General features: G+C 46.6%; 15 protein-coding genes. 10 read left to right on the forward strand and 5 right to left on the reverse strand.

Going from position 1 to position 19,579, the window contains the following annotated elements; all coding sequences use genetic code 11:
- Window positions 1-27: 27 nt before the first annotated feature.
- Both pstA and pstB read left to right on the forward strand, forming a co-directional pair.
- Window positions 28-921 (forward strand): phosphate ABC transporter permease PstA, encoded by an 894-nt coding sequence (gene pstA, locus QUB66_RS11060; RefSeq protein WP_332967636.1) that lies wholly within the window; start codon window positions 28-30, stop codon window positions 919-921.
- 120 nt (window positions 922-1,041) lie between these two features.
- Window positions 1,042-1,836 (forward strand): phosphate ABC transporter ATP-binding protein PstB, encoded by a 795-nt coding sequence (gene pstB, locus QUB66_RS11065; protein ID WP_265233890.1) that lies wholly within the window; start codon window positions 1,042-1,044, stop codon window positions 1,834-1,836.
- A 261-nt stretch (window positions 1,837-2,097) separates the two neighbouring features.
- On the opposite strand, the gene QUB66_RS29730 is transcribed toward pstB, so the two are convergent.
- Complete coding sequence (locus QUB66_RS29730; protein ID WP_442923161.1) at window positions 2,098-2,361, reverse strand: NblA/ycf18 family protein; 264 nt, start codon at window positions 2,359-2,361, stop codon at window positions 2,098-2,100.
- A gap of 135 nt (window positions 2,362-2,496) precedes the next feature.
- On the opposite strand from QUB66_RS29730, the gene QUB66_RS11075 reads away from it, so the two are divergent.
- Together QUB66_RS11075 and QUB66_RS11080 are read left to right on the forward strand one after the other, a co-directional pair.
- On the forward strand, window positions 2,497-3,093 hold the full coding sequence (locus QUB66_RS11075) for a phycobiliprotein lyase (protein WP_332967634.1): 597 nt from the start codon (window positions 2,497-2,499) through the stop codon (window positions 3,091-3,093).
- 528 nt (window positions 3,094-3,621) lie between these two features.
- Window positions 3,622-4,377, forward strand: a complete 756-nt coding sequence (locus tag QUB66_RS11080) for a phycobilisome rod-core linker polypeptide (RefSeq protein ID WP_265233795.1) — start codon at window positions 3,622-3,624, stop codon at window positions 4,375-4,377.
- Between the two features lie 399 nt (window positions 4,378-4,776).
- Here QUB66_RS11080 and QUB66_RS11085 read toward each other — a convergent pair whose 3' ends face one another.
- Window positions 4,777-5,715, reverse strand: coding sequence for an RluA family pseudouridine synthase (locus QUB66_RS11085; RefSeq protein ID WP_332967697.1), 939 nt, complete (start codon window positions 5,713-5,715; stop codon window positions 4,777-4,779).
- Between the two features lie 329 nt (window positions 5,716-6,044).
- Here QUB66_RS11085 and QUB66_RS11090 point away from each other — a divergent pair, with 329 nt between their 5' ends.
- Window positions 6,045-10,505: a tetratricopeptide repeat protein gene (locus tag QUB66_RS11090; protein ID WP_332967631.1), complete on the forward strand. Its 4,461-nt coding sequence runs from the start codon at window positions 6,045-6,047 to the stop codon at window positions 10,503-10,505.
- 171 nt (window positions 10,506-10,676) lie between these two features.
- The gene (locus QUB66_RS11095; RefSeq protein ID WP_265233798.1) at window positions 10,677-11,111 is read left to right on the forward strand and encodes a hypothetical protein; all 435 of its coding nucleotides are present in this window, start codon (window positions 10,677-10,679) and stop codon (window positions 11,109-11,111) included.
- 111 nt (window positions 11,112-11,222) lie between these two features.
- Here QUB66_RS11095 and QUB66_RS11100 read toward each other — a convergent pair whose 3' ends face one another.
- The gene (locus QUB66_RS11100) at window positions 11,223-12,671 is read right to left on the reverse strand and encodes a RecQ family ATP-dependent DNA helicase (RefSeq protein ID WP_332967629.1); all 1,449 of its coding nucleotides are present in this window, start codon (window positions 12,669-12,671) and stop codon (window positions 11,223-11,225) included.
- A gap of 290 nt (window positions 12,672-12,961) precedes the next feature.
- Between QUB66_RS11100 and QUB66_RS11105 the strand changes: the two genes are divergently transcribed.
- Window positions 12,962-13,771: a phytanoyl-CoA dioxygenase family protein gene (locus QUB66_RS11105; protein WP_332967628.1), complete on the forward strand. Its 810-nt coding sequence runs from the start codon at window positions 12,962-12,964 to the stop codon at window positions 13,769-13,771.
- Between the two features lie 240 nt (window positions 13,772-14,011).
- Here QUB66_RS11105 and QUB66_RS11110 read toward each other — a convergent pair whose 3' ends face one another.
- Window positions 14,012-14,392, reverse strand: a complete 381-nt coding sequence (locus QUB66_RS11110) for a hypothetical protein (protein ID WP_265233801.1) — start codon at window positions 14,390-14,392, stop codon at window positions 14,012-14,014.
- A gap of 298 nt (window positions 14,393-14,690) precedes the next feature.
- On the opposite strand from QUB66_RS11110, the gene QUB66_RS11115 reads away from it, so the two are divergent.
- The gene (locus QUB66_RS11115) at window positions 14,691-15,299 is read left to right on the forward strand and encodes a M23 family metallopeptidase (protein WP_265233802.1); all 609 of its coding nucleotides are present in this window, start codon (window positions 14,691-14,693) and stop codon (window positions 15,297-15,299) included.
- Window positions 15,300-15,509: 210 nt separating this feature from the next.
- Here the strand turns inward: QUB66_RS11115 and ftsH are convergent, their stop codons facing one another.
- Window positions 15,510-17,456, reverse strand: coding sequence for an ATP-dependent zinc metalloprotease FtsH (gene ftsH / locus QUB66_RS11120; protein ID WP_332967624.1), 1,947 nt, complete (start codon window positions 17,454-17,456; stop codon window positions 15,510-15,512).
- Between the two features lie 213 nt (window positions 17,457-17,669).
- Here ftsH and QUB66_RS11125 point away from each other — a divergent pair, with 213 nt between their 5' ends.
- Both QUB66_RS11125 and QUB66_RS11130 read left to right on the forward strand, forming a co-directional pair.
- Entirely contained in the window at window positions 17,670-18,860 is a 1,191-nt protein-coding gene (locus tag QUB66_RS11125) for an RNA-guided endonuclease InsQ/TnpB family protein (protein ID WP_332967623.1), read from the forward strand.
- Window positions 18,861-18,915: 55 nt separating this feature from the next.
- Entirely contained in the window at window positions 18,916-19,461 is a 546-nt protein-coding gene (locus tag QUB66_RS11130) for an NADPH-dependent FMN reductase (protein ID WP_332967696.1), read from the forward strand.
- Window positions 19,462-19,579 lie beyond the last annotated feature (118 nt).

Consider the following 19,579-nt stretch of genomic DNA (forward strand, 5'->3'; position numbering starts at 1 on the left):
CCACAATTTCCTACATAGTTTTAGTTTATGTCAAATCCCGTCCCCGACGAGAATTCTTTAGAACAAAAAATAGGTAGTTTGAAGAAGGTTAAAAATAGTCCGCAATCGCTGTTCAATCTAGCGATGACGGTACTAGCTGGAGCTTGTCTGGCTGTCACTCTGCTGCCTTTGTTCGCAGTGCTTTCCTATGTGACAGTACAAGGTTTTAATCGCCTGAATTTAGATTTATTTACCAAACTACCACCCGCACCCGGACTGTCGGGAGGTGGTATCGCCAATGCAATTGTTGGTACGTTAATGACCGTAGGAATAGCTTCTCTAATTGCTGTGCCTTTTGGTGTATTAGCCGCCGTTTATTTGTCGGAGTTCAGCAGCGGCAACATTGCTCGCTGGGTGCGCTTTGCGACTAACGTCCTCAGCGGCGTGCCTTCGATTATTGCCGGGGTATTTGCCTACGGTTTGTTCGTGGTAAATATGGGAGGTTTTTCGGCAATTGCCGGGGGCGCGGCGCTTGCTGTGCTGATGTTACCGACGATTGTGCGGACTACTGACGAAGCTCTACAAATCGTCCCGCAAGATATCAGATGGGCGTCGGTGGGCGTGGGTGCTTCTAATTATCAAACGGTGTTACAGGTGGTTTTGCCTGCGGCAATTCCGGCTATTTTAACTGGTGTGACGCTGGCAATTGCTCGCGCTGCTGGAGAAACTGCTCCTTTGATTTTCACGGCGCTGAATTCGCCTTTTTGGCCGGCGGGATTTGATAAGCCAACTCCGAGTCTTTCGGTTTTGGTGTACAACTTTGCAACTGTTCCTTTTAAGGCACAGAAAGAGTTGGCTTGGGCGGCATCTTTGATTTTGGTGTTGATGGTTTTGCTGACGAGTATTCTTTCTCGCTGGGCTACTCGCCAAAAAGTTTATTAATCAGTTGACAATTGACAGTTGAGAGTTGACAGTTGTTATTGGTCAGTTGTTATTGGTCAGTTGTCATTGGTCATTTGTAATTGGTCATTTGTAAAACTCGATTGGAGTATTAACTGTATGATGGATTTGGATAAGCAAACGGAAACTGTTTTACGGACTGAAAATATCAATATCTTTTACGGCGGTTTTCACGCTGTTAAAAATGTTTGTATCGAGATTCCTAAAAATCGCATTACTGCTTTGATTGGGCCTTCTGGCTGCGGCAAAAGTACAATTTTGCGATGTTTTAACCGCCTCAATGATTTGGTTAATGGGTTTCGTTTAGAGGGCCGGATTGATTATCATGGTCAAAATCTTTATGATCCTGATATTGATGCTGTGGAGGTGCGCCGCAAGATTGGGATGGTGTTTCAAAAGCCGAATCCTTTCCCGAAGTCGATTTATGACAATATTGCTTACGGTGCGAGGGTGAATAATTACAAGGGGGATATGGATGAGTTGGTGGAAACATCCCTCCGCCAAGCTTATTTGTGGGATGAGGTGAAGGATAAGTTGAAGCAAAGCGGTTTTTCGCTTTCGGGCGGCCAGCAGCAGCGTTTGTGTATTGCTAGGGCGATCGCCATTAATCCTGATGTAGTATTAATGGATGAACCTTGCGCTTCCCTTGACCCGATTTCGACGATTAAGATTGAGGAGTTGATGCGGGAACTCAAGGAGAAGTATACCATCGTGATTGTGACTCACAATATGCAGCAGGCTTCTCGGGTTTCTGACTTGACTGCTTTTTTCAATGCGAAACTTTCTGATGATGGGAAGCGGTTTGGCTATCTTGTGGAGTGTGACAGGACTGAGGTGATTTTCCAAAATCCGAAGGAAGAGTCTACTATGGATTATGTCAGCGGCCGTTTTGGTTGATTTGCGGAATGTTGAAACAATCGCGCTACACAAACGACGACAATCAAATTGGTTCGTAGTGAGGACTTTAGTCCGCATAAATCAGAGGACTAAAGTCCTCACTATCAATTATCTTTATCGCGAGTAATTGACTGGACTTAATATAACTCAAGAATCCCGATTTCTCAAAGAAACCGGGATTCTAGGTTTTATGTTTAATAGCTCGCTCGCACTTTTTGCACATACAAGCCGCTGATTTTGTGGAAGAAGTTCTCGAAGAGTTCACATTTTCTTCATCCAATACTTTAACAAGTTTTCTTTGACCATATTTTGCCGCATCACTTCGAGCAAGTATTCCTGAGCTTGGTCTTGGCTTAAGCTCTTAACTTGTTCGCGCAGCACTTGTAATTTAAACTGCTGTTCCATGCTGAGGCTGGTTGTAGGCATATCCATAATTCGCTCCTCCAGTTTGCTGAGATCGATGCGAGATAGATCGAAATGACGTTTCGCAGGATTTGTTGTGTCTCCTACATTGTAAACTATCATAACATTGTCTTGACAATATGTCCAAAGTAGACATTTTGAGACTAATTTGTGTCGCAAAAGTACATCTAAGTGGGGGGAGCTTTATCATAAAACAGGGTAAAAACCGGGAAGCCTAAGCCAAAGGAGTTATTTTGTATGGATGCAATGGAGTTTTTTCAGAGTAGTGCTGGAGAATGGCGATCGCAGCGCAGCACTCACCACCTCGCTTTCCGCCAAGCGGAGATTGGGGATTCAAATATTCAGGTAACGGCGCTAGGTGCGGATGACGCGAGAGTGGCCGAGATTTGCCAGATGCACGAAGTCGATCCAAGTCGGGCTGCTGGGGGGGCTTTTGTGACTTGGCACGGCACTATGGCGTGGGATAAGGATGATGAGAATCATAAGGGCTCTACTGTGTTCGCGATCGTCCCAGATCGTGAGAATCCGCGGCAGGGTTTGATGTTGCGGGAACGGGGCTATGCGGAAATTGTGCCGGTGGCTGGCCGTTTTGAGATGGATGATGAGGATGCGCTGCTGCTGATTACGGAATACGAGACGATGAGTTCGATCGAGCGTTTTTGGTTTGCCAATCCGAACGTGCGAATGCGGACGAGTGCGGTAAAGCGCTTTGGCGGTTTCAGCACTTCGACTTTTTGCACCGAAGTTCGCGTGGAACCAGACTCGGATGCAGCGGCCCCGGCTGCGGAGAAGGAGCCGGTTGCTAGCGAGTTTTACTCGGCCCTAGGCTGGTAATTTTTCAGCTTTCAGGCTAGCAAGCTCGTTCCCAGGCAGAGCCTGGGAATGCTCTTGTGGAGGCTCTGCCTCCCGTTTTACGAGGCATAGCATCGGTTATCGGCCCGTTCCCAGGCTCTGCCTGGGAACTAGCGTTATTGCTGCATCAGTGGCTTCTTCCTTCTTCGTTCTTCCCTCTTCCTGATGACGTTGGATGTTCGATCGGGGGGACAGCACTAATGACTGATGACTGATGACTAATGACTAATGACTAATGACTTCTTGCCTCTTCCCTCTTCCTGATGACGTTGGACGTTCGATCGGGGGGACAGCACTAATGACTGATGACTAATGACTAATGACTAATGACTTCTTCCTTCTTCCCTCTTCCTTCAAAGTCAACAAATATTACAGATTGTTGCAAAAATTCAGGAAAATCAGATTTAGACTGCGAGAATCCCCTAATCTGTATGTTGGCTAGTTGTAGCATTACGCTGGCCGATAGCGGTGTCAGCTATTTCTGAAATTTGAGATAACGGAGATTATAACGTGGCGCTTCCTTTGTTAAACTACGCTCCTAAGAGCCAAAACCAGCGCGTCGCTGGTTATGAAGTAGGGGGCGATGAGCAGCCCAGAGTTTTCACAACCGAAAATGTGCTCTCGTCTGGAGACATGGAAAATTTGATTTGGGCTGCATATCGCCAGATTTACAGCGAACACCAAATCCTCAAGAGCAACCGCCAAAAGTCTTTGGAGTCGCAACTCAAGTTCGGCCAAATTACGGTGCGGGATTTTATTCGCGGTTTGGCGACTTCGGCTCCTTTCCTAGAGCGGAATTACCAAACTAACAGCAACTACCGATTTGTGGAAATGTGCGTGCAGCGCGTTTTGGGTCGGGATGTGTATAGCGATCGCGAAAAGATTGCTTGGTCGATCGTGGTAGCAAATAAGGGGCCTCAAGGCTTTATTGACGAGTTGGTCAATAGCGATGAGTACCTGGGCAAGTTCGGATACGATACAGTACCTTACCAACAGCGCCGGGTGTTGCCTCAGCGAGTTGGAGGAGAAACTCCTTTCAACTTGAAAACGCCTCGCTACGGTGAGTACCACCGCTCGCAGCTTGGCTTCCCGCAAATCATCTGGCAGACAAGCGTTCGCCGTTTTGTTCCTCAAGAGCAGCAAGCGAAGGCTGGCGATCCGTCGAACTATTTGGGTATGGCGCGCAATATGCCTCTGCCTGCTACTCCCCCGCAGCGCGTGCCTCTGGCTAATATCAATATTGCCACGATGGTTCCTCGCCGTTAATTGATACTGCTTGGTGCGATTATTTGTGTCGCGCTATGGATTTAATCGATCGGCTTTTAGGCTGAGAGAGTTTTGAGTCTTGAGTTTTGAGGTTTGAGTTTTTTTACTAAACTTGGAATCCAAAACTCAGGACTCTTGATTTTTTGTCAGTAGTCAGTAGTTAGTAGTTAGTAGTCAGTAGTCAGTAGTCAGTAGTTAGTAGTCAGTAGTCAGTAGTTAGTAGTTAGTAGTCAGTAGTCAGTAGTTATCAATTCCCAATTTTAATTCTTCATACCCAGTTACCAGAAAGAATTGGTTTAAAGCCTCTCCCTGATCGGGAGAAATTAAAAGCAGACGATTCATTAATCCAATCCTCTTACTTCCAGGTAGAGGTCGCTGTCAACAGTCAACTGTCAACAGTCAAATGTGAGCTCGCAGGCGCAATATTTTTAACAGAGTGTTGAATTGATCGGGCAAAGGTGCGATCGCCTCAATCAACTCTCCGGTTAAGGGATGCTGCAATTGTAGCCGCCATGCGTGGAGGGCTTGTCCGGTTAAATTTACGCCGATGGAACGGTTGCAACTGTACATCGGGTCGCCGATAATGGGATGTTTGATTTCGGCTGTGTGGACGCGAATTTGATGGGTGCGGCCTGTTTCTAATTGATAGTGGATTAGGCAATAGTTGCCGATTCTTTCTTTGATTGTCCAGTGAGTAACTGAGGGGCGGCCACCTTTCTCTTCTGATACTACTGCCATTTTTTTGCGGTCTGTGGGATGTCGGCCGATGGGTAGGTCTATGGTGCCTTTTTCGGCGTTAGGAACTCCGTAAACTACGCCTAAATATTCGCGGCGGGCGGTTTTGGTTTTGAGTTGGGCTTGCAGGTTTTGGTGGGCAATGTCGGTTTTGGCGATCGCGATCGCACCTGTTGTATCTTTGTCTAATCTGTGGACGATTCCGGGCCGTTGAACTCCGCCGATTTCTGCTAGGGGACAGTGGGCTAACAGGGCGTTGACTAATGTGCCGTCTTGATGTCCGGCGGCTGGGTGGACGACTAATCCGGCTGGTTTGTTGATGATAATTAGGCTGTCGTCTTCGTAGAGAATGTCGAGGGGAATTGCTTGGGGTTCTAATTTTGTGGGCTGGGCTTCGGGTAAAGTGAGGTGGATGCGATCGCCCGTTTTGACTGAGATTTTTTTCGAGGTGCAGGTTTGGTCGTTGACTTTAACGTGGCCTTGTGATATGAGGGTTTGCACGCGCGATCGGGATAAGTCTGGTATCTGGTTTGACAGCCAAATATCTAATCGTTGAGTGACATTACTCTGGTTAAATTCCTCTGTATTTTCTACTATGTACATTTGTTTGGTATCTATTTCTAGCATTTTTTTAGTTATGATGGTAAATTATTATATAATAATAACTTAATATATTATAGCCTTTCTCAGAAAGATGAGGTACTATCCGGCATAGGGCATGGGCCAAACAGGGCATAGGGCATACCTCACTTTTTTGATAACCGCTATAGTACGTTTAAATCATTTTTTTTTTCGATTTTTTGATGGCGACTTTAGCTGCGACGAGTGCCAAGAAACCGGGTTTTTGCCAAAACACTTCGTGACAGCGCAGAAACCCCGAAAAACCCGGTTTCTTTGAATATAATTATAACTTAAATCCAGTCGCACAAAACATGACAGAAAACTTCCTACGCATTAATCATACAGGCGATTTCATCCAACTATCCTGGCAGCGCGGCCGCGCAGCACCCCGAAACGCGCCTCCCGTCACCTTTGCACATCCCTTTGACAGCAAAGTATTAGCCGATTTTCGCTGGTATCTCGAAGAATATCTGCGCTTTCCCTACGGACTAGAGCCGGAAAATGCTAAAAAAATTGAACAGCAGTTGCAAACTTGGGGGCAGCAGCTATTTGACTTAGTATTTCGCAGCAGCGACAAAGCGCGGGAGTTTTTTCAGGAAGCGACGCGAGACGGATTGGATAGGTGCGAAATTAGCATTGTTGCTGACGAACCCGCCGTACTCAATTTGCCCTGGGAATTGCTGTTTTCCCCAGATTATCAATTTCTCGCGCCCTTGCTGGCGGGGATGTATCGCAGTCTTAGCAACTATGCTGTTCGGGCAGAATTGGGTACAATGTCTGACGAACAATTAAATATTTTACTGGTAATTGCTCGACCCTACGGAGAGCGCGATATTAATTTTCAAACCATCGCCCGCCCGATGTTAGAGGCGCTTAAACCTATTCAAAGACAGGTGAATCTTACCGTATTGCGTCCGCCCAGTTTAAAGCAGTTTGAAGCAGAACTTAACGCCCGCAAAGGTTTTTATCATATCGTTCATTTTGACGGACACGGGGACTTTCAAGCTGATAGCAAAACCGTTCAAACTCAATATGGAAATTTGGGAGAAGGCGTTTTAGTCTTTGAAGATATTGATGGCAATCCGGAAATAGTTACTGCTAGGGAAATTGCCCAATATTTGACAGATTGCCGCGTGCCGATTTTTATTCTTAATGCTTGCAAGTCGGGACAAGCTGGGGAAGAAGCCTTTTCTTCCGTCGCGGGACAGTTGGTGAAATTGGGTGCAAAAGGCGTTGTCGCTATGGCTTATTCCGTCTACGCGGCAGGCGCGAAACATTTCATGGGACGGCTTTATGGGCAATTGGCGCGGGGAGAAGACATTGCCTCTGCTGTGGCTGCGGGGCGCAAATCTATGTCGATAGATAAACAGCGCCCCAGTCCCAAAGGGATGTTACCGCTGCAAGATTGGCTGGTGCCGGTGCTGTATCAGCAGGAACCCTACACGCCTTTTCAGCCCAAAGTTGTAACTCCCAGTTTTGACGATTTGATGGGGGAAACAGATAATTCATCTGTGATTGATTCGGCGTTACTGGTTGATTTGCCAGATGTTAGTGCCTATGGTTTTATTGGGCGAGATTACGATATTTTGTGCTTGGAAAGAGCTTTTCGCCAAAATCATGTCGTGCTGTTGCAGGGAATGGGCGGCGTAGGTAAAACTGAGTTGGTAGGAGGGTTTGCGCGGTGGTTGGCTGATACTCAGGGGCGCACTGGAGGGGTTTTCTTCACTTCCTTTGAACGCGGTGCGGGGTTGAGTCAGGTAGTCAATCAAATTGGCAGGAAACTGGGCGGTGAAAAGTTCGCGTCACTGTCGCCAGAAAGACAGCAAGCGGTGGTGCGACAACATTTGCAAACTAATTGTTGTTTGTTGATTTGGGATAATTTTGAACCGGTGAATGGGTTTCCCCAGGGAAATCAGCCACTTTTATCGGCTGGGGAAAGAGCAAGCTTGCAGCAATTTCTCAAGGATTTGCGCGGGGGGAATTCTTGGGTGTTGATTACCAGTCGGCGCGAAGAAAATTGGTTGGATTGCGGTTACGCGCTACGGGAGTTAAAGGGATTGGTAAAGCCGGATGCGGAAGAGTTGGCGGCGGAGATTCTGCGGGAAGCGGGGGTTGACAGGGCGAAATTGCCTGCTGAATATCTGGAGTTGCTGAAACTGTTGGGCGGACATCCGCTGTCGCTGAGGGTGGTGTTGCGGCATTTGAAGACGCAAACTCCGGTGCAGTTGATTGAGGCGCTGCGGCAGGGATTGGATACTTTCAAGGGTGCTGAGGAGGAAGGGAGAGAGAAATCTCTAACGGTGTCGCTGGATTATTCGTTTGCCAATTTGTCGGAACGGGCGCGGCAGCATTTGCCGTTTTTAGGGCTATTTTCCGATCGAGTGGGTGCAGATTTGCTCCATGCTTTTTCTCGAAACCCTGATAGTGATTGGGGACAAGCATATCGGACGGTGTTTGGAGAAAACTTGCAGAAACCTGATTGGATGGTATTGCTCAACGAAGCCGCCGCCGCAGGAATTCTGGAAGATTTGGGGTCAAGTATCTACAAAATTCATCCGGCACTGCCTTGGTATTTGCGACAAAAATTAGACAAAATGGGTTCCTCAGAGGTAATCAGTAACCTGGAAAAAAAGCTGCGGGTTTTCTACGCAATGTTGGCGCATAAATACCGTAAGGAACTAATCAGCAATGCGGAATTGGCAACCTTTGTACTGCGAGTTGAAGAACCGAACCTATTGCAGCATTTACGACTGGCAGAAAAGCAGGAAGAATGGGCTCACGCTCAAGCAATTCTGCAAGCATTGGGCGAGGTATATAAGCGGTGGGGGCGCAAATCGGAATTTAAGTCGCTGCGAGAACGGGCGCTGAACCAAATTGGCTTCCACTTGGCACAAGCCAAGGCAAAGGGGCAAGATGTCTTTAATTTCTGGATGTATCTGCGGGGAGAAGATGCAAATGAAGCTCTGCAAAGTGCTGACTTGGAAGCAGCAAGAGCCATTAATCAAGAAATTATGGATGAATTGACAGCCTTAAATGACCCCTCCGTGAATGGCAGTATTGGTGTTGCTTATCACCAACTAGGAATCGTAGCCCAAGAGCAACGACGGTTTGAGAAGGCGATCGCTTTTTTCAACAAAGCTCTCCAAATTTTTGAAGACGCGGAGGATTTTTACAACGCTGCTAGAGGCTATCACAATCTAGGAAGGGTAGCCGAAGAGCAACGTCGGTTTGACGATGCGATCGCATTTTACAATAAAGCTCTCCAAATTTTTGAAGATGATGGGGATTGTTATAATGCTGCTAATCAATATCACCAACTGGGTAATATAGCTGATTTGCAACGGCGCTTTGAAGATGCGATCTTTTTTTACCGCAAAGCTCTCCAAATTAGAGAAGAGGCGGGGGATTTTTACTCCGCTGCTGGCGACTATCATAATCTAGGAATTATAGCCCAAAAGCAACGGCGCTTTGAAGATGCGATCTCTTTTTACCACCAAGCTCTCCAAATTAGAGAAGACGCGGGGGATTTCTACAAAGCTGCTGAGGACTATCACCAACTGGGAATGGTAGCCGAAGAGCAACGGCGTTTTGAGGAGGCAATCGCTTTTTATAACAAAGCTCTCGAATTTCGAGAAGATGTGGAAGATTTTCACATGGCGGCTACGGACTATCACCATCTAGGAAGGATAGCCGAAAAGCAACGACGCTTTGAAGATGCGATCTCTTTTTACCAGCAAGCTCTCCAAATTTATAAAGATGTGGGGAATTTCTACAAAGCAGCTAAGGAGTATCACCATCTAGGAAGAGTAGCCCAAGAGCAACGGCAGTTTGACGATGCGATCGCTTTTTACCAAAAAGCTCTCCAAATTCATGAAAATGCGGGGGATTTCTATAGTTCTGCTAGGGAGTATCACCAACTAGGAATGGTAGCGCAAGAGCAACGGTGGTTTGACGATGCGATCGCATTTTACAACAAATCTCTCCAAATTTATGAAGATGTGGGGGATTTTTACTCCGCTGCTAGCGACTATCACCAACTAGGAATCGTAGCCCAACTGCAACAGCGGTTTGACGATGCGATCGCATTTTACAACAAAGCTCTCCAAATTTATGAAGATGAGGGGGATTTTTACTCCGCTGCTAGTGACTATCACCAACTAGGAATGGTAGCCGAAGAGCAACGGCGGTTTGATGAGGCCATTAATTTTTACCACAAAGCTCTCCAAATTAAAGAAAGCGCAGGGGATTTTCACATGGCTGGCAGCGACTATCACCATCTGGGAATAGTAGCCCAAAAGCAACGGCAATTTGACGATGCGATCTCTTATTACCGTAAAGCTCTCCAAATTTATCAAGATGCGGGGGATTTTTACAGGGCTGCTGACGACTATTACCAATTAGGAACAGTAGCCCAAGAGCAAGGAGAGTTTGAGACTGCTGTTACCTATTTCCAAAAAGCATTTGAAGGATTCAGTGCCACAAATGCTTGGCGCAAAGCATCCTCAACCCTAACTTTCTGGGGCAGAACTCTGGAAGCCCAATCAAATTCGACTGAAGCCGCGAAAATTTACCTCCGCGCCTTAGCCATTGACAAGGAGCATAATCAAGAGTGGGTTGAGTCCGATATCGCAGATTTAGGGCGAATGCTCAAGCAGTTGGGAGACAGTCAGTTTAAGATAATTTGGCGAGAGTTTACGGGTGATGAGTGTCCCGAAGAGCGGTTTTCAGCTATTCACAAAGCCAGTGAAACAGAGGAGGTGGGAACAGATTAATTGCGACATAACTTACGCACGGGGCCCAGAAACCGGGTTTTTACGAAAATACTTAGTTGCGACACGCAGATTCGCTGAAAAACCCGGTTTCTTTCGTCGGAGTGCGTAATTCCTGACTGGTATAATATCATTACCATCAAAATTGTTTAACTAACTTACCCGCGCAATCATATGGAACCAATACTAACTCACGCCGAAATGAATGAAAAGCGCATGATGTTGCAAGATTACGCTCCCGCCCAAGCAGCTTTGGCGATACTAGAAAAACATAATGGCAGACTTGACATGAGTTTTGATGAATTGTGGGCTGAAAACAACAATGATGAATCCTTTACACAGCCAAAAAATGGCAAATCTCTATGGCAAGTCACCCTAAAAACTCTCCGCGCCGAACTCTGCGGCAATGATGGTTTGCGGGCCCAATTCAAAGACTACACGAAAAACCCTGGGAGTACGCCTTTACTTACGGGATTAATTGTTGCTGTTGTCGGCTTGGGGGCTTCTTCTGGAATCCCGATCGATCCTAGTATTGCTACTATTGTGGTTCTGTATCTTCTCAAAATTGGTCTGAATATTTTTTGCGAGTACACTGAGCCGGTGAGTTAGAATTTAGGCGCGATTATCTCGTGGATGATTCGGCGATTGAAATCGCTTCTTGTCATTCTTAGTCCGCCGACGCGGACTAAGAATGACATACTTATGTATTTTTATACTCATCTACTTACAATTATCGCAGTGGCCGCACCGCATAGATTTAGATTCCTTGGTAAAACCAAAAGCTTGTAGCAAAAATTGCCACCTACACTGGCGATGTTTGAGATATTGTGCCATTTCTGCGGCGGCGGTAAAGTTTTGTTTGCCAACTTTTTGCTGTGCGGATTTGTCGATCGCATAATTGAAAGGATCTTGCCATGTCAACTGTCCGCTGCTGTGTAAGATGGAAAGGGCGATCGCGCTTTCGGGAAATTCCCGCGACACAGCATCTACATCGCCTTTAACTGGCAGTTGTTTGGCCAACTGCTGCGCTTCTCGGTATTGCGATCGTAATTTATCTTCAAAAAATTGTGCTCTTTGTTTGTCATCGGGATAAAGCAAACCCGTCGGTTCACTAATCAACGTCAGGGCGATCGCCGATTTGCCGTCGCGTCCGCCTCTCCCAATTTCCTGAATGTATTCCGATAATAGCAAAGGTGATTGAAAGTGAACAACCCACCGCACATCCGGCTTATTAATTCCCATCCCGAAAGCACAGGTACAAATCACAAATTTAAGCTCATTATTCAGCCAAGCTGTTTCTATTTTTCGGCGCGATTCTGGACTCAAACCTGCATGATAGGCTGCGGTTTTATAACCTGCATCTTCCAGCAAATCTGCTAAATTTTCGCTATCTTTTCTCGTGCGGACATAGACTAAACCTGCTTCTTTTGGTCGAGCTTTGATAAAATTTAATAACTGCTGCTTGCGTCCCCTCGGTGTCCAGACTGTCTGCACTTGTAGGTGCAGGTTAGAACGGTAGGGACTTAGCAGAAATGCTTCGGGCTTGTGCAGTTGCAAGACATTTTTGATTGTCTGCTGTGCTTCCGGGTTGGCGGTAGCGGTAAAAGCTGCGATCGCAATTTTAGTTCCTTCCGGCTTAGATTTCAACAAAGCCGATCGCACTGCACCCAAACGGCGGTAAGCTGGTCGAAAGGTATCGCCCCACTGGACTAAACAATGAGCTTCATCTAATATTAAACCATTGATTTGGATGTGTGGCTGACTGATAATTTCCCAAACAGGTTTGCTGAGTAATGTTTCGGGAGAAAGGTACAGCAATCTCAACTTATTTTGTTGCAGCAATTGCAAAGTTTGGCGGCGCTGCTGTGCGGGCATTTGACTGTGGAGGAGGGAAGCGGGCAAATTGCGATCGCGCAATTCTTGCACTTGATTTTCCATTAGTGCGACTAACGGCGAAACCACCAAAGTTAAGCCTGTTTGTAACAATGCTGGCAGTTGAAAGCAGATTGATTTGCCGCCACCAGTTGGCATAATTATGATTGTATCTTTTCCGGCCAACAAACTGCTAACGATTTCTCCTTGGGGGGTTCGGAAGTCGTCGTATCCCCAGATTTGTTTAAAGGTGGCGCGGGCTTGACTTAATGATGTTGGTTCTGGTTGATATTTCATTTGGTTTATTCCCAAATTAGACTCGAACTTTTGTAGTTTGTAGGGTGTGCACTGCGCACCAGTTGACTTAGACACCCAACGCGCCAACATTGGTTGACTAGCCCGTGCTTTTCGGCGCATCCTACAAGATCAGCCGGTGCGCAATGCGCACCCTACCAACTGATGTACTGATCTGTGTTTAGCAAAGATTTTATAACTGACGCACCCTACAATAACTTCAGAGTATGCAAATATCGAGCAGAATTAGTGTTAATTTAATAACAGTTAATAATTTTACTCGAATTTGAATTATGAACGCAAGCACGTTAAGCGAAGTTTTCAGCTATCAGCAAAAAACTTGCGATCTTTCCGATACAGCGGGCGCGGTAGCAGCGTTACATGAAGATGGTTTTGCGCTGATTCCCGGTGTGCTCGGCGAGTCGGAAATGGTGGCGGCGCGGGAAGCACTCGATCGCCTGCAACCCTTCGGACTCGATGGTAGCAGTTGGAGTGAATTGAACAAACATTTTAAATGCGTGTTTAATCGCGATCGCCTGTGGCTTTCATATATCGATCGACCTGGTACCATTGAATTGGCAGAAGCCTTGATGGGCAGCGATTGCCACATTATCGGCATGACTGCATGGAAAAGTGGGCCCGGTTACGATGGTTGGCGCGTCCACGTCGATCAGGTGTTTGTACCCTTGCCCGAAAGCGTGTTTGCAGATCACACTTTTCAACTGCCAGTATGGATTTGTACAGCCCATTTCTATCTCAGCGACATCACAGAAGACCTCTGTCCTACCTATATTATTCCTGGTAGTCACAAATCGGGTAGAAAACCCGATCGCGGCGAAGAAACTTGGAATGGACACTCGTTAGAACCAGTTGTCTGCAAAGCAGGAGATGTGCTGTTTTTCCGCAGTGAAATTTGGCACTCTGGCGGCAGAAATACCACCGTCGATGGTAGTCGCTATATGCTGCAAGTGCATTATTCCCACCGCAATATCGCGCAGAAATTTTCGCCTTGGCCGTGGCAATTCAACCCCGAAATTCTCGCTACCGCTACAGAACGGCAACTGCGGCTTTTAGGCAAGCATCCTGAGTCAAATTACGGTTGAAATATCTTATGAATTTTAGACCCCAAGTGTATTATTCATGCCCTCGCTATTCTTGAAACTACCTACGTTCTGAATCGTTAATCTGCCTAGGATCTGTGGTTGACCTATCAATCAAAGATTGAGGGAATGCAAGTCTATTTGAGATTTTGACTTTTGGATGTGAGACGATCGTCCATTCTAGAACTCTGCGAATCCCCGAATATCTCGATCCAAAATCCAAAATCCAAAATCTCAAATCGCCTAAGACTGAGCGTCTCGGCGGCCGAGCTCGTAGACGCCGCCGCCAATACAGGCGATCGTCCCCATAGATACCGCCCAACCAGTACCGAGAGAAAATTCTACGCCCCAATTGCACAATCCGCCCGCAATCAAAAAGGGCACAATGCTCAACAGCGAAGCATAAAAGGCATTTTGAGCTTCTCTGGCTTGGCGGGTTCTCTCAAACTCGGCTTCGGATGTGTAGAGGGATCTTTCGGCAAAATTCATCCAGCGGTTGAGTTGCAGGATTACCCATTCTGTGATGGGCGACAGGCCCCAGTACAGGGCTAAAGACCACAATGACGCACCGGCGATCGCAGTTGCGTCTATGGCAAAACTAAAAGGGAAAATTTCAGTAAGCATTGCTTATGTGTTTTATAAATTTGAGATTTCAGATTGCATCCAAAATCCCGTACTAAAGTATAGTGTCAAACAAAAGCTCGATCGAATTCAACCGCAGCAGGCATTCCGCTGGCAAATAATTTTCCGTTACCCGCAGCATTTAACCCGAAGCCTTGACACGAGTTGTGCATAGAGTAAAATACACGTTGGTTAACTGATTCGCTAGTGGGTAGAGCACGCGAGGCAATCTTGCAGCGAATTGGCACAACAGACAACGCAGATTCGCAAATACATTAAACTTTCAGGAGTTAAATAAATCGTGCAAGACTCTACGAGCCCTAGATCCGTAAAACGCTTTTTTCGCGCTAGACACATACTACTGTTAGTTCTTTCGATCGGTATCGTGGTGATCAGCCCTTATTTGCAGCAGCAGTTAGTCATGGCTCAGTCAGCTTTACCAAGCAGAGTCGCTACGGGTAATTTGTGGCAAGAAGCTTCTTTTCCCGTCGAAAGTTTTGAAGCCTACACTTCCCCCTTCGGCTCCCGCGGCGGGGATTTTCATTACGGTTTGGACATGGCAGCCCCGGAAGGTAGCTACATCCGCAATTGGTGGGGCGGGCAAATTGTGGAAGTTTGGGAAGATGGCCGCTGCGGTACTGGTATGGTAGTGCGATCGGGAGATTGGGAGCACATCTACTGTCACCTCAAAGGTAGGGTGCAAACAGCTAACGGCGGGCGTTATTATACCGATCGCGAAGGTGGTATGCAAATTTGGCAGGGTCAAACTGTGCCGGCTGGTGCGAGAATTGCCAGAGTGGGAATGACCGGCCGCACGACCGGCCCTCACCTGCATTGGGGATTGAAGTACGGCGGACGTTGGGTAGACCCGGCTTTGGTACTTCGCGAAATGTATTCCAATCAGTCTTAATTAGTCATTGGGCATTGGGCATTGGGCATTGGGCATTAGTAATTGGGCATTAGTCATTAGTTAGTAATCAGAGGGAAGAAGTATTACGCAATCCCCACCCTTACCAATGACTACTGACCAATGACTACTGACCAATGACTACTGACTACTGATGACTAATGACTACTGATGACTACTGACCAATGACTACTGACTACTGATGACTAATGACTACTGACTAATGACCAATGAATCTTTTTTTGTCAACTCGGCGTATCGATCGACAATTTTGCGGAATTCATCACCGTCGATCGTTTCTTCATCCAACAGCACTTCAACCAGCTTGTCTACCAAATGGCGGTTTTCGCGGATAATCCGGCGGGCTTCTTCGTAGCAGTGAATGGCGATTTCTCGGACTTGCCGATCGATCTTAATTGCCATTGCTTCAGAATAATCCGATCGCGAATTCCAGTCTCGGCCCAAAAACACCTCATTGTTCGGACTTTCCAAAGCCACAGGCCCCAAATCCGACATTCCGTAAAGCGTTACCATCTGCCTCGCTAGCTTGCTAACTTCTGTGATATCGCTGCTGGCACCGAGAGTTACTTCGGCATCGCCGTAAATTTCTGCCTCTGCCGCCCGTCCCCCCAAAGCTACTGTAATCCGGCTTAACAACCACGCCCGACTCCTCAAACCTTCGCTGTCGATCATTTCGTCATCGAGCACGTAGTTGGCAAAGCCTGCGATACCGCCGGAACGCGGAATGATCGTTACTTTTTCTAGCGTGTCGGTATTTTTGAGCATGATTGATACGAGGGCGTGTCCGATTTCGTGGTATGCTACAAGCCACTTTTTCTTGCTGTCGAGCAATGGGTTGAGCGTCAGCCCGATCGTGATTCGGTCGATCGCATCATTAACTTCTAAATTACTAATCGTGTCTTTGCGTCGCCTCGCGGTGAGAATAGCTGCTTCGTTGAGCAAGTTTGCCAAATCAGCGCCGGAAAAGCCGGGAGTGCGACGGGCAATCATGTCTAGGGCAACTTCGTCGTCGAGTTTTTTGTTGCGCGCGTGCACTTCCAAAATCCCTAAACGCCCTTTGTAGCTGGGCAAATCTACCGTTACTTGTCGATCGAACCTACCGGGCCGCAACAAGGCAGTATCAAGCACATCAGGGCGGTTCGTAGCAGCAATCACAATCACGCCGCTATTACCCTCAAAGCCGTCCATTTCTGTCAGCAACTGATTGAGAGTTTGTTCGCGTTCGTCATTTCCGCCACCAATACCAGCGCCGCGCTGCCTTCCTACCGCGTCTATTTCATCGATGAAGACGATGCAGGGCGCATTTTCTTTAGCTTTTTTGAACAAGTCGCGGACGCGGGAAGCGCCGACTCCGACGAACATTTCCACAAATTCGGAACCGGAGATGCTGAAGAATGGAACGGCTGCTTCCCCTGCGATGGCTTTTGCCAACATTGTTTTGCCTGTTCCCGGAGGCCCGATTAACAAAACTCCTCTAGGAATTTTGGCGCCGATGGCGTTGAAACGTTCGGGTTTTTTGAGGAAAGTTACAACTTCTTGCAGTTCTTCTTTGGCTTCTTCGATCCCTGCTACGTCGTCGAACATCACGCCGGTTTTGGCTTCCATTTGGAAACGGGCTCTGGATTTGCCGAAGTTCATGGCATTTCCTTGCGATTGGGTCGATCGACGCAGGATAGCCATCAACACTGCCAACACTGCAAAAATTACCAGCAAGTTTACTACTAAACTGACTGCTGCGGCGTTGTCGGCTGTTTGTTTGACTTCAAAGTCAATCTTTTTGGCACGGATTTGCGAGTAGAGTTCTCGGTTGTTGTAGTCGAAGAGAGTAACAATTTGGGCTTGATCGGTTTTTTGATCTTTTAGCTTAACTTTGGCAGTTCTTTGAATTTCGTCTATTTCGACTTTACTGACTTGTCCTTTTTCTATGTTGTCGATGAGTTGGCTGTAACTCATGGTGTTGTTTGGCGCGCTGTCGGCAAAAACCGGGGTCGAGAGCAATATTCCTTGAGAAATCACCAAACTACCCAGGATGCGCCAAATATTCCGTCCTGGAATTGATTTTTTCGGATTCTGCTGGCTCGATTTGTCTTTGTTTACAGCTAGATGTCCCAGCCATGCGTGTTTCCAAGAATTTTTCATATTGCTTTTTTGCCCAAGGTGGAAGACTGCCAAGATTGACCGCTTGTGGTTTGCTACGTTCATTTATTTTAACAAGATGCCGGGTGTTGAATCGGTTTATCAAGAATTTGGGTTTAAAACCCCGTCCTTCTAAGACGGCTTTAATTGTAACTTTTTATTACGCAATCACCTGTTTTGTGCTGAGTGAACTAGCATAAAAGTGGAGGTAAGACAATGCTAGTTTTTGAGTTCAAGGCTTACGGAAAATCAAGTCAGTTTCAAGCGGTAAACGAAGCTATTCGCACCAGCCAGTTTGTTCGTAATAGCTGTTTGCGCTATTGGATAGACAATCCTAAAAAGAACAAGTACGACTTGAATAAATACTGTGCTGTACTAGCGGCAACTTTTCCGTTTGCTGACGAACTCAACTCCCAGGCCAGACAAGCAAGTGCCGAACGTGCTTGGGCAGCTATCTCTCGATTCTACGAAAACTGTAAGAAAAAGATTCCCGGCAAAAAAGGATATCCACAATTTCAGAAAGACTGCCGTTCTGTTGAGTACAAATCGACTGGGTGGAAACTTGCTCCTGACAGAAAGTCGATAACTTTCACCGATAAAAAAGGGGTCGGCAAGCTCAAGCTCAAAGGTACACGCGACTTGCATTTTTACCAAATCAGCCAAATTAAACGGGTACGACTGGTAAAACGCGCCGACGGTATGTACGTCCAGTTTTGTATTGATGTTAATCGAAAGGAAAACACAAAACCAACGGGTAAAACCATCGGACTAGATGTTGGGCTAAAAGAATATTACACTGATTCAAACGGAGTCACGGTTGAAAACCCTAGGTTCTTGAGAAAAAGTGAACGTATCCTTAAGCTCCGTCAACGTCGGGTGTCTAGAAAGGTTAAAAGTTCAAAAAATAGAGGCAAAGCTCGACAGATTTTAGGCAAGCGCCATCTCAAAATAAGCAGGCAACGTAAAGACCATGCCGTAAAATTGGCAAGGTGCGTAGTTCAGTCAAACGACTTGATAGCTTACGAAGATTTGAGAATCAAAAATATGGTGCAGAATCATTGTCTTGCTAAGTCCATTAACGACGCATCTTGGTATCAGTTCCGTGTATGGCTTGAATATTTTGGAAAAGTATTTGAGCGCGTAACGGTTGCGGTGAATCCGCAATATACTAGCCAAGAATGCTCTAGCTGTGGCGAAATTGTCAAAAAAACGCTATCCACCAGAACTCACGCTTGTAAATGCGGGTGTCTAATGGATAGAGATTTCAATGCCGCTATGAATATCCTAGGTCGGGGGTTGGGTACGGTAGGGCATACCGGAACCTTTGCACTAGATGCAAATAACGCTTTGGGAGAATTGACCTCTACTGTGGTTGGAGAAATCCAATTAGGGCAAGTCGGCTCGTAGATCAAAGAATCCCCATGCCTTTGACTGCTGGGGAGTGTCAATGTTTTTAAGTCCTATGGTAAAGATAGTCGGCATTGGTGGAAGTTTGCGGGCTGGCTCCTACAGCCAGATAGCGCTGATGGTAGCAGCCGAGCGGGCGCAGGTACTGGGCGCGGAAGTTGAAATATTGGATTTGCGATCGCTCAATCTGCCATTCTGCGACGGCGAGAATGATTATCTCGATTACCCGGATGTGGAAAAGCTGCTGCATACGGTTAAACAAGCCGACAGTTTGATTTTGGCAACGCCGGAGTATCACGGTAGCGTCAGCGGTGTTCTCAAGAATGCCCTGGATTTGATGAGTTTCGAGCATTTGGACGGCAAAGTTGCAGGTTCTATCAGCGTGTTGGGAGGACAAGTTAACAGCAACGCGCTTAACGATTTGCGGGTGATTTTGAGATGGGTTCACGCTTGGGTGATTCCTGAACAAATTGCGATCGGACAAGCTTGGAAAGCTTTTAGTCCTGATGGTAAATTGTTGGATGATAAACTGTCTGAAAGGTTCGATGAATTTGCGAAAAGTTTGGTAGAAAATACGCAGAAATTGCGAGGAGTTTCTTAGTAGAAGGCTGGGAATTGGGAATTGGGAATTGGGAATTGAGAATTGGGAATTGGGAATTGGGAATTTGTAGTAACTAACCAATGACTAATGACTAATGACTAATGACTAATGACTAATG

The sequence above is a fragment of the Microcoleus sp. A2-C3 genome (assembly GCF_036706065.1).
Taxonomy (GTDB): Bacteria; Cyanobacteriota; Cyanobacteriia; order Cyanobacteriales; family Microcoleaceae; genus Microcoleus.

Bases quoted from the DNA above. Each gene is read 5' to 3' on its own strand.
- QUB66_RS11075 (WP_332967634.1), top strand. From the start codon at position 2,497: ATGGATGCAATGGAGTTTTTTCAGAGTAGTGCTGGAGAATGGCGATCG.
- QUB66_RS11130 (WP_332967696.1), top strand. From the start codon at position 18,916: ATGGTAAAGATAGTCGGCATTGGTGGAAGTTTGCGGGCTGGCTCCTAC.
- QUB66_RS11110 (WP_265233801.1), bottom strand. From the start codon at position 14,392: ATGCTTACTGAAATTTTCCCTTTTAGTTTTGCCATAGACGCAACTGCG.
- pstA (WP_332967636.1), top strand. From the start codon at position 28: ATGTCAAATCCCGTCCCCGACGAGAATTCTTTAGAACAAAAAATAGGT.
- QUB66_RS11095 (WP_265233798.1), top strand. From the start codon at position 10,677: ATGGAACCAATACTAACTCACGCCGAAATGAATGAAAAGCGCATGATG.
- QUB66_RS11090 (WP_332967631.1), top strand. From the start codon at position 6,045: ATGACAGAAAACTTCCTACGCATTAATCATACAGGCGATTTCATCCAA.
- pstB (WP_265233890.1), top strand. From the start codon at position 1,042: ATGGATTTGGATAAGCAAACGGAAACTGTTTTACGGACTGAAAATATC.
- ftsH (WP_332967624.1), bottom strand. From the start codon at position 17,456: ATGAAAAATTCTTGGAAACACGCATGGCTGGGACATCTAGCTGTAAAC.
- QUB66_RS11105 (WP_332967628.1), top strand. From the start codon at position 12,962: ATGAACGCAAGCACGTTAAGCGAAGTTTTCAGCTATCAGCAAAAAACT.
- QUB66_RS11125 (WP_332967623.1), top strand. From the start codon at position 17,670: ATGCTAGTTTTTGAGTTCAAGGCTTACGGAAAATCAAGTCAGTTTCAA.
- QUB66_RS11100 (WP_332967629.1), bottom strand. From the start codon at position 12,671: ATGAAATATCAACCAGAACCAACATCATTAAGTCAAGCCCGCGCCACC.
- QUB66_RS11085 (WP_332967697.1), bottom strand. From the start codon at position 5,715: ATGTACATAGTAGAAAATACAGAGGAATTTAACCAGAGTAATGTCACT.
- QUB66_RS29730 (WP_442923161.1), bottom strand. From the start codon at position 2,361: ATGATAGTTTACAATGTAGGAGACACAACAAATCCTGCGAAACGTCAT.